We start from the raw sequence: 9,126 nt of genomic DNA, 5'->3' as shown, positions 1-9,126 counted from the left end.
CAGCTCATGTGTTCGAACCTCGGACACTCCGCCGACGGAGTCGCTGACGCAATCGCCGAACAGGCCCACGAGGGCGCGTACTTCGCGCCGGGCTTTACGACCGAACCGCGGGCGCGACTCGGCGAGAAGCTCGCGGAGGTGACGCCGGGGAACCTCTCGAAGACGTTCTTCTCGACCAGCGGCACCGAAGCCGTCGAAGCCGCGATCAAGATCGCTCGCATGTACACGGGAAAGCAGAAGATCATCTCGCGCTACCGCTCGTATCACGGCGCGACCGCGGGTTCGATCAGCGTCACCGGCGATCCACGGCGACTGATGGCCGAGCCCGGCGTTCCCGGCGCGATCAAGGCCCCCGATCCCTACGCCTACGGCTCCACCCTCGAGCCGATGGAAAGCCTCGAGTACATCGACGAGATGCTGATGCTCGAAGGCGACACCGTCGCCGCGGTGCTCGTCGAACCGGTCGTTGGCTCGAACGGCATTCTCGTTCCGCCCGACGAGTACCTGCCCCGGCTCAAGGAGATCGCTCACGACCACGGCGCACTCCTGATCTGTGACGAAGTCATGGCCGGCTTCGGCCGCACCGGCGAGTGGTTCGGCTGCGACGTCTTCGACGTGACGCCCGACATCATGACGATGGCGAAGGGGCTCTCGGGAGCCTACGCGCCGCTGGGCGCGACGATCGTCACCGACGAGATCGCCGACCACTTCGAGGACGAGATGTTCTGCCACGGCCACACCTACGCGGGCCACCCCCTCGCCTGTGCCGCCGGACTCGCCGCCGTCGAGACCTATCAGGAGGAGAACCTCATCGAACACGCGAGCGAGGTCGGCGACTATCTCGGCGATCGCCTCGAGGAACTCGCCGAGGACCACCCGAGCGTCGGCGAGACGCGAGGCGTCGGCCTCTTCCGCGGAATCGAGCTGACGAGTGACCCCGACGAGCGCGTGCCGTTCGGGGAGCGTGAGGACAAGATCTCGACGGGATCGACCGTCGTCGACGAGGTCGCCGCGGCCGCCTCCGACGGCGGCGTCTACGTCGCCAACATGATCAACACGCTCATCATCGCGCCCCCGCTGCCCATCACGGAAGACGACATCGACGAGGCCGTCGCGGTTCTCGACGACGCCCTCGAGGTGTCCGACGCCGCGATGGATCGGTAGTCACCAGTGGGAGCGGAGACAGACGACGCCGTAACGGCTCTTGACGCTGCGATCACCGCCGCGTGTTGAAGCCGAGGACTTCGTCGCGACGTATCGAACCTTATTACTACGGTGCTACGTAGTAAATAGTATGAAACCCACAAAACCGCTGCCGGATCTGGACGAAAACGATCTCGAAATCCTCAGAGAGCTCGAGCAAAACGACGAGAAGAACCTCGAGGAGCTCGCGGCTGAACTCGATCTCTCGAAGTCGACGATCCACTACCGACTGAATCGCCTCAAAGAAGACGGCGTGATAACGGACATCTCCGCCGATATCGATCCCCAGTCGCTGGGGCTCGCGATGGTCGTCATCACCGAAGTGAACGTCTCGCACGAGCGCGGCTACGCCGACGAAATCGGTGACGGATTGGTCGACGTCGAGGGCGTACAGCAGGTCTACTACACCATGGGAGACGTCGACTTCGTCGTCATCTCTCGCGTCCAGAACCACGATCAGATGAACGAGGTCATCGACGATATCGTCGCCATCGACGGCGTCAACGAAACGTCCTCCCGATTCGTCATGCGGGAACTCAAGAACGGAAACAGGATACTGGAGAACATGTCCGACGAGATGATCGGCAACATTCTCGAGACCGAGTAAACGAAATCGGGACCGAGTAAGCGATCCGCACGCACAAGCGTGGATACCGCATCTTCACCCCCTCATCTAACGGTTGCCTTTTTCTACCCTGCGTGTGATGGATCGAGTATGACAGACACGCTGTTTCTTACCAGCGACGAAGTCGACGGACTCGCAACGCCGGCCGAATACGTTGACGTCGTCCGAGAGGGCTACCGCCAACGGGGCGAGGGCGCCCCGGCCCTGCCGCGACAGACGTTCCGCAACGAGAATCCGGACGGAAAGCTCACGAACTACTCGACGATCCTCCCCGAGACGGGTGCGATGGGCGGCTACGTGTACACGTCGGGCTTTAGCGGACCCAACGCCTGGTTCGTGACGCCGCTGTTCGACGCCGAAAGCGGCGAACCCATCGCACTCATCGACGGTGCGAGCATGAATCCGTTCAAGACGGGCGCGGCCGGCGCGGTCGCCGTCGACGCGCTCTCGCGGGACGACGCGAGTACCCTCGCCGTCATCGGCAGCGGCGCGCAGGCCCGCGGCCAACTCCACGCGACGACGACCGTCCGCGATTTCGAGTCGGTCCGCGTCTTCTCACCGACGCCGGAGAATCGAGAGACCTTCGCCGCCGAGTTCGACGACCACCTCGACGCGTCCGTCGAGGCCGTCGACTCGAGCGCGGCCGCCGTAACCGGTGCCGACGTTGTCATCACGGCGACGAAGGCGGCCGATCCGGTCTTCGACGGCGACGACCTCGAGCCCGGAGCGCACGTGACGGCGATGGGTCAGTACACCCCCGGCCGCCGCGAACTCGACACGACTACCATCGAGCGCGCGACGTACGTCCCCGACCTCCGCGACCGCGTGACACAGGACGCGGGATCGTTCCTCGCGGCGCTCGAGGAGGGCGTCGTCGACGAGGATCACGTCCACGCGGAACTCGGTGAGGTAGTCGCGGGAACCGAACCTGGCCGAACGAGCGACGACGAAATCACGGTGTTCGACAGCGGCGGGACGGGGATCGAGACGGTCGCCGCCGGCTACATGCTCTACGAGAAGGCCCTCGAGGAAGGGCTGGGTACCGAACTTCCGATCGCCCCCGCCAGCGAGGCGCTGACCGGCCGGCTCCCGTCGGAATAGCCGCGAACACCACTGTACACAATTCACCGTCTCGTCGGGCAGCCGACTGGCAGGACGACGATAGTTCGACGGTCGAGTGCTCGAGTTCGAAAGCCGCAGCGACGCGTCTCAGTCGACGATATCGGCGAACCGACGCAACTGCTCGCGCTGATCGGCCGCGGTAAAACGGGTGACGAACGTCTCCACGCCGGCGTCGGTGTACCGCTCGAGGTGGTCCGCGACGACCGACGGCGGGCCGAACGCTCCCCGTTTCCGAATGTCGTCGTCGCTCAGGGCACCCCAGGAGGGGTAGTACCGATCGAGGAACTCGCGAGCCTGGTCGATCGCCGCCGCTTCTGTCTCCGCGATCACCACGTCGTGATAGTAGGCCGCGTCGAAGCCCGCGGGGTCGCGACCGGCGTCGTCGACGATTTCGCGCGCCCGGTCGAGTCCGCCCTCGTACATCTCGGGGGACATGCCGATGGGAAGCCAGCCGCCGCCGCGAGCGGCGATCCGGTCCCGTATCCGTCGCGGGAAGCCGTCCCGCGGATCGAACGTCGCCGAAGCGATATAGACGGGTGGCGGGCTCCCGCACGGGCGGATGCCGATATCGGCGTCGTCCAGGTCGAAGAACTCGCCGTCAACCGTCACCGGCTCGTCGCTCCAGAGGCCCTCGAGGATCTCGAGCCCTTCGTCGAGCAACGCGCCCCGACGCTCGTATTGGACGTCGAGTTGGTCGTGTTCAGCCTCGACGCCGTCGCCGACGCCGACCCCGACGCCGAGTGCGAGCCGGCCGCCACTCACCAGGTCGACGGTCGCCGTCTGGTGGGCGACGTGAACCGGGTGTCGAAGTTGGGGCAGGTAGACCGCGGTGCCGAGGGTGACCGATTCCGTCGCCCCGGCGACGGCGGCGAGGGTCGATAACGGTTCGAGGCGCGGTTTCGCCAGCACGCTGTCTCCGGCCCACACGCCGTCGAGTCCTAGCGCTTCGGCTCGGCGAGCGAGACCGATCACTTCTGATTGCACGCGAGCGGCCTGCTCGAGGGAGTCATCGGCGGAGAGAACGACGCCGCGAGTCGGCAGTACGTAGCCGTGGGATACCATACCTCACCGTTTCGACCGACCGACCTAACCGTTTGCGCTCGGCCGGCACATCACCGCGATGCAAAACCATTTAGAACGCCTTCGCTATGTGATAGCGTACCGATGGCACCTACGATCACGCGCATCGAGTCGGTCGAGTTCGGCTACGATCTTCCCGACGTCGGCTACGCGCCGAACGGGTTCAGCATCGTCTACGAACCCGGCACGACGACCGAACGGAAACTGTTCGCCCTCCGCGTTCACACCGACGAGGGAACGACCGGCGAGTACGTCGGCGGCAACTCGCCCGGCGCCGCCCAACTCAACATGATCGCCGACTACCTTATCGGCAAGAACCCGCTCGAGCGCGAGCGCCACTGGAGCGCGTTCAAGCGCGCCCTGCGGAAGTACGACTGGATGGGGATGGGACCGATCGACATCGCGCTGTGGGACTTCGCCGGGAACTACCGCGGTGCGCCGATCCACGAACTGCTCGGGAGCTATCGCGACTCCTTCCCCGCCTACGCCTCGACGTACCAAGGCGACAGGAACGGCGGCCTCGACTCGCCCGACGCCTACGCCGACTTCGCCGAGGACTGTCTCGAGATGGGGTATCAGGGATTCAAGATCCACGACTGGGGCGGCGACTGGACGGATCCCGACGAAACGGCCGCTGTCGTCCGCGAGGTCGGTCGCCGCGTCGGCGACGAGATGGACCTCATGCTCGACCCGGCCTGCAATCCGGCCACGTTCGCCGACGCGCTGAAGATCGGGAAGGCCTGCGACGACGCCGATTTCCTCTGGTACGAGGATCCCTACCGCGACGGCGGCGTCTCCCAGCACTCCCACCGAAAGCTCCGCGAGATGCTCGACACGCCGCTCCTCCAGACCGAGCACGTTCGCGGCCTCGAGGCCCACACCGATTTCGTCGCGACGGAATCGACCGACTTCGTGCGCGCGGATCCCGAGTACGACGGCGGCATCACCGGCGCGATGAAGATCGCCCACATGGCGGAAGGGTTCGGACTCGACGTGGAGTACCACGCGCCCGGGCCGGCCCAACGCCACTGCCTGGCGGCGACGCGCAACAGCAACTACTACGAGGTGGCGCTCGTCCATCCGATCTGTCCGAACACCCAGCCGCCGGTGTACGCGGACGACTACTCCGACATGCTGGACACCGTCGACGAGGACGGACTCGTCCACGTCCCGGACGGGCCGGGACTCGGCGTCGAGTACGACTGGGACGAGATCGAAGCCAGAGAGATCGGGCGACGAGTCTACGAGTGATCGAGAATGGCCGACGACATCCGATACGAGACCGACGGGGGAATCGCCGCGATCACGATCGACCGTCCCGAGGTGCACAACGCCTTTCGACGGCAGACGATCCTCGAACTCAACGAGGCGCTGCGCGACGCAACTGCCGACGACGGGGTCTACGTCGTCGTCCTGACCGGCGCCGACGGCGGGTTCTGTGCGGGGGCCGACATCACGGAGATGCCGAACTGGCGCGAGGAGATGACCGAAGAGGAGTACGCGGGCTACCTCTGGTCGGTCCAGAACGTCGTTCGACAGCTCCGCCGAATGGAGAAGCCGTCGATCGCAGCGGTCAGCGGGCCCGCGGTCGGCGCGGGTTGTGACTTCGCGCTGGCCTGTGACCTGCGAATCGTCGGCCCGGACGCGATCCTGCGGGAGGGGTTCGTCCGCGTCGGCCTCGTCCCCGGCGACGGCGGCGGCTGGCTGTTACCGCGGCTCATCGGAGAGGCGAAAGCGAAGGAGTACCTCCTCACCGGTAAGGATATCACCGCCGAGGACGCCGTCGAGCTCGGTCTCGCGGTCGACAGCGCGGACGACCCCGTCGACCGCGCACGCGAGCTGGCGGCCGACCTGCTCGAGCTACCCGCGCTGGCGGTTCGACGGACGAACCGGCTCGTCGATCCGGAGCAATCGTTCGAGGAGTACTGCGAACGAGCCATCGCGTACCAGTGGGAGTGCGTGACCGATCCCGAACACCGAGAGGCGATCGACGCCTTCGGTGAGAATCGCGATCCGGAGTTCGACCGCGACTACTCGTAACGAGGGTCCCACGGCTCACGCGAGGTTCGGCAGTCCGTCCCGCTTGAGCACGGCCGCGATCTGATTCTTTTGTATCTCGTCGGTGCCGGCCGCGAGCCGACGTCCTCGAGCCAGCCGGTAGAGGTACTCGAGGGGGTGGCCCTGCTGATAGCCGTTTGCGCCGTGGATCTGGAGGGCTTCGCTGACCACGTGCTCGACCATCTCGCTCGCGCGGAGTTTGGCCATCGACGCGTCGAGGCGGGCGGGAATACGTCCCTGTTCGTGTGCGCGGGCCGCCGTCCGATGGGTGAGCGCCCGCGAGGCCTCGAGCTCCGTCGCCGCGTCCGCGAGTTTCCACTCGATGCCCTGGAACTCGTCGATCGGCTGCTCGAACTGCGTTCGCTGCTCGGCGTACTCGAGGGCCTTCTCCAGCGCACAGCTCGCGAGCGCGTTCGCCAGCGTGGCGCTTCCCACGCGCTCCCAGTTGAGCGCCCGGAGCTGGTTTTTAAACCCCTCGGGGCCGCTCGTAACGACGTTTGCCTCCGGAACGACGACGTCCTCCATGACGAAGTGCGTCTGGTGGTGGCCGGCCATGTTGGCGTAGTGCTGTGCGACCTCGACGCCGTCCCAGTCGAACTCGACGATAACTGAGCCGAGGCCGTCGGGAAACTGCGTCCAGACGAGCGCCGCGCTCGAGTGCTCGACGTTGCTCACCCACGTTTTCTCGCCGTTGAGCACCAGATCGTCCCCGTCCTCCTCGATGCGCGTTCCCATCGCGCCCACGTCCGAGCCCGCTTCCGGCTCCGAGATGCCGATCGCGATGCTGTCTTCCGCAGCGAGAACCGGCGGCAAGTACCGCTCCTTGGCGTCCTCGGTTCCGAACAGTTCGATCGCTCGCGGCGCGACCAGCTGCTGATTGTAGAGGAACTCCGCGGTGTCGGGACAGACGCGACCGACGGCCTCGATGGTGAGGATTGCGTCGAGTTCGGTCATTCCACCGCCGCCGTACTCCTCGGCGAAGTTGACGCCGAGAAAGCCACGGTCGGCCAACAGCTGTGCGTTCTCCCATGGCGGCTCGCCGTCCCACTCGAACGCTCGATCGGCGAACTCGCGCTCCGCGATGTCCGCGACCGACGAGACCAGTAACTCCTGCTCCGGACTGAGCGATAGCATGTGAGTTGGTATCGTAGCTACCGGTATCAATGTACTGTAACCGGATCCCCGGCCGTGACTGGGAGCCTCAGGTGGCGAAATCGGATCGAAGTGCCCCCAAAGGCAATTCTTATGTGCGAATTACGCCATTCGTACGGTAGTCCAACACAGCTATGAGCAAGGTCACGTCCATGCACGACGCCATCAGCACCGGCGTCTCCGACGGTGATAGTATCTATCTCGCAGGGTTTACGCACCTGATTCCGTTCGCCGCGGGTCACGAGATCATCAGACAAGAAAAGCGTGACCTCGAGCTGATCCGAGCCACGCCGGACCTGATCTACGACCAGTTGATCGCCGCCGGCTGCGCGCGGAAGGCGACGTTCTCGTGGGCGGGGAACCCGGGCGTCGGCAGTCTGCCGGCGTTTCGCCGCGCGGCCGAGGACGGGATCCCGACGGAACTGGAGCTCGAGGAGTACACCCACTTCGGGTTGATCGCCGCGCTCGACGCCGGCGCGTCGAACCTTCCGTTCGCCCCGCTCCGCGGGTTTATCGGTTCGGACCTGCCCAAGCACAACGACAACATCGCTCGCGTCGAGAGCCCGTTCGACGACGACTACGTCTACGCCGTCGCGCCGATCCAGCCGGACGTCGCGGTCATCCGCGCCCAGCGCGCCGACGAGGCGGGGAACGCTCACCTCTGGGGGATTCAAGGAGAGGTGAAGATCGCGGGTTTGGCCGCCGACACGGTCATACTCTCGGTGGAGGAGCTGTGTTCCGAGGAGACGATCCGCAGCGATCCGAACCGAACCGTCATTACGAGCGACGACGTCGATCACGTCGTCCACGACCCCTACGGCTCCCACCCGTCGTACGCCCAGGGCTACTACGGTCGGGACAACGAGGCCTACATCGAGTGGGCCGAAATCGCGAGCGACGTCGACCGGGTCGAGGCCTGGCTCGACGAGTGGGTCTACGGCGTCGAAAACCGCCGGGAGTACGTCGAGAAACTCGGCGCCGAGCGACTGCTCGACCTGCAGCCGGACCACTCGTACGCGACGCCCATCGACATGGGGGCGTACCGATGACTGTCCCTCGCTCGAGCGCTCGCGGGGATGGCGGAACCGATCGATCGACCGAATCCACGGAGGCAACCCAATGAACTACACGAAGAGCGAACTGATGGTGGTAGCGGCCGCGAGGGAACTCGAGAACGACGACTCGGTGCTCGTCGGAATCGGCAAGCCGAACCTGGCGTGTAACGTCGCCAAGCGAACGCACGCCCCGGAACTGAAGATGGTCTACGAGTCGGGGACGATCGGATCGAATCCGTCCTCGCCGCCGCTTTCGATCGGCGATCCGGTGCTCGCGTCGGGGGCCGTCTCGATCGAACCGATGCGCAACGGGTTCAACTACTACCTGCAGGCCGGCCGCCTCGACGTGGGCTTCCTCGGCGGCGCACAGATCGACAAGTACGGCAACATCAACTCCACGGTCATCGGCGACTACGACGATCCGACGGTTCGGCTGCCGGGGAGCGGCGGGGCCTGCGAGATCGCGGGTCACGTCGACCGGACGCTGATGGTCACGCCCCACTCGGAGCGACGGTTCCCCGAAGAAGTCGACTTCATCACGAGCCCCGGCTTTGTCGGCGGCCGTGAGGGTCGAGCGGATCTCGGACTCGACGGCGGGCCGGAAGCGGTCATTACCGACCTCGCCGTCTGCCGGTTCGACGAACGGGGAGAGATGTACGTCGACACCCTTCACCCGAACGCCTCGCAGGAGGAAGTGCGCGCCGAGACCGGCTGGGAGATCGAGTTCGCCGACGACCTGGGGACGACGCCGGAGCCGAACGAGGAGGAGCTACGCTTGATCCGCGAGGATCTCGACCCGAACGAGATGTACACCGATCAGGCCGAGTGAGA

The 9,126-nt window shown here is 65.6% G+C and carries 9 protein-coding genes; 7 read left to right on the top strand and 2 right to left on the bottom strand.

All coding sequences use genetic code 11. From position 1 onward, the window contains the following. The 3 genes from ACSFC5_RS21570 to ACSFC5_RS21560 all read left to right on the top strand — a co-directional run. Window positions 1-1,164, top strand: a 1,164-nt coding sequence (locus tag ACSFC5_RS21570; RefSeq protein WP_440767268.1) for an aminotransferase family protein, incomplete at its 5' end; no start/stop codon positions are given. Between the two features lie 130 nt (window positions 1,165-1,294). Beyond that, window positions 1,295-1,810, top strand: a complete 516-nt coding sequence (locus ACSFC5_RS21565) for an Lrp/AsnC family transcriptional regulator (RefSeq protein WP_440767267.1) — start codon at window positions 1,295-1,297, stop codon at window positions 1,808-1,810. Between the two features lie 108 nt (window positions 1,811-1,918). Beyond that, window positions 1,919-2,929 carry an ornithine cyclodeaminase family protein gene (locus ACSFC5_RS21560; protein ID WP_440767266.1) on the top strand — a complete coding sequence of 337 codons (1,011 nt, stop codon included), beginning with the start codon at window positions 1,919-1,921 and terminating at the stop codon, window positions 2,927-2,929. 108 nt (window positions 2,930-3,037) lie between these two features. Here ACSFC5_RS21560 and ACSFC5_RS21555 read toward each other — a convergent pair whose 3' ends face one another. Then, on the bottom strand, window positions 3,038-4,012 hold the full coding sequence (locus ACSFC5_RS21555) for an LLM class flavin-dependent oxidoreductase (RefSeq protein ID WP_440767265.1): 975 nt from the start codon (window positions 4,010-4,012) through the stop codon (window positions 3,038-3,040). Window positions 4,013-4,114: 102 nt separating this feature from the next. On the opposite strand from ACSFC5_RS21555, the gene ACSFC5_RS21550 reads away from it, so the two are divergent. Both ACSFC5_RS21550 and ACSFC5_RS21545 read left to right on the top strand, forming a co-directional pair. After that, a complete protein-coding gene (locus tag ACSFC5_RS21550) occupies window positions 4,115-5,281 on the top strand; it encodes an enolase C-terminal domain-like protein (protein ID WP_440767264.1) in 1,167 nt (388 codons plus the stop codon). A 6-nt stretch (window positions 5,282-5,287) separates the two neighbouring features. Beyond that, window positions 5,288-6,070: an enoyl-CoA hydratase/isomerase family protein gene (locus ACSFC5_RS21545; protein ID WP_440767263.1), complete on the top strand. Its 783-nt coding sequence runs from the start codon at window positions 5,288-5,290 to the stop codon at window positions 6,068-6,070. Between the two features lie 15 nt (window positions 6,071-6,085). On the opposite strand, the gene ACSFC5_RS21540 is transcribed toward ACSFC5_RS21545, so the two are convergent. Then, window positions 6,086-7,222, bottom strand: coding sequence for an acyl-CoA dehydrogenase family protein (locus tag ACSFC5_RS21540; protein WP_440767262.1), 1,137 nt, complete (start codon window positions 7,220-7,222; stop codon window positions 6,086-6,088). Window positions 7,223-7,374: 152 nt separating this feature from the next. On the opposite strand from ACSFC5_RS21540, the gene ACSFC5_RS21535 reads away from it, so the two are divergent. Then, window positions 7,375-8,289, top strand: coding sequence for a CoA transferase subunit A (locus ACSFC5_RS21535; RefSeq protein WP_440767261.1), 915 nt, complete (start codon window positions 7,375-7,377; stop codon window positions 8,287-8,289). A 70-nt stretch (window positions 8,290-8,359) separates the two neighbouring features. Then, complete coding sequence (locus ACSFC5_RS21530) at window positions 8,360-9,124, top strand: CoA-transferase subunit beta (RefSeq protein ID WP_440767260.1); 765 nt, start codon at window positions 8,360-8,362, stop codon at window positions 9,122-9,124. The last annotated feature ends 2 nt before the right edge of the window (window positions 9,125-9,126 follow it).

Origin of the sequence: Natronorubrum marinum (assembly GCF_052040125.1) — an archaeon.
In the GTDB taxonomy this organism is placed as follows: Archaea; Halobacteriota; Halobacteria; order Halobacteriales; family Natrialbaceae; genus Natronorubrum.
Note: the sequence above shows the minus strand (reverse complement) of the source record. Positions and strands in the feature narration are given on the sequence as shown.

Bases quoted from the DNA above. Each gene is read 5' to 3' on its own strand.
- ACSFC5_RS21565 (WP_440767267.1), top strand. From the start codon at position 1,295: ATGAAACCCACAAAACCGCTGCCGGATCTGGACGAAAACGATCTCGAA.
- ACSFC5_RS21560 (WP_440767266.1), top strand. From the start codon at position 1,919: ATGACAGACACGCTGTTTCTTACCAGCGACGAAGTCGACGGACTCGCA.
- ACSFC5_RS21535 (WP_440767261.1), top strand. From the start codon at position 7,375: ATGAGCAAGGTCACGTCCATGCACGACGCCATCAGCACCGGCGTCTCC.
- ACSFC5_RS21545 (WP_440767263.1), top strand. From the start codon at position 5,288: ATGGCCGACGACATCCGATACGAGACCGACGGGGGAATCGCCGCGATC.
- ACSFC5_RS21530 (WP_440767260.1), top strand. From the start codon at position 8,360: ATGAACTACACGAAGAGCGAACTGATGGTGGTAGCGGCCGCGAGGGAA.
- ACSFC5_RS21550 (WP_440767264.1), top strand. From the start codon at position 4,115: ATGGCACCTACGATCACGCGCATCGAGTCGGTCGAGTTCGGCTACGAT.
- ACSFC5_RS21555 (WP_440767265.1), bottom strand. From the start codon at position 4,012: ATGGTATCCCACGGCTACGTACTGCCGACTCGCGGCGTCGTTCTCTCC.
- ACSFC5_RS21540 (WP_440767262.1), bottom strand. From the start codon at position 7,222: ATGCTATCGCTCAGTCCGGAGCAGGAGTTACTGGTCTCGTCGGTCGCG.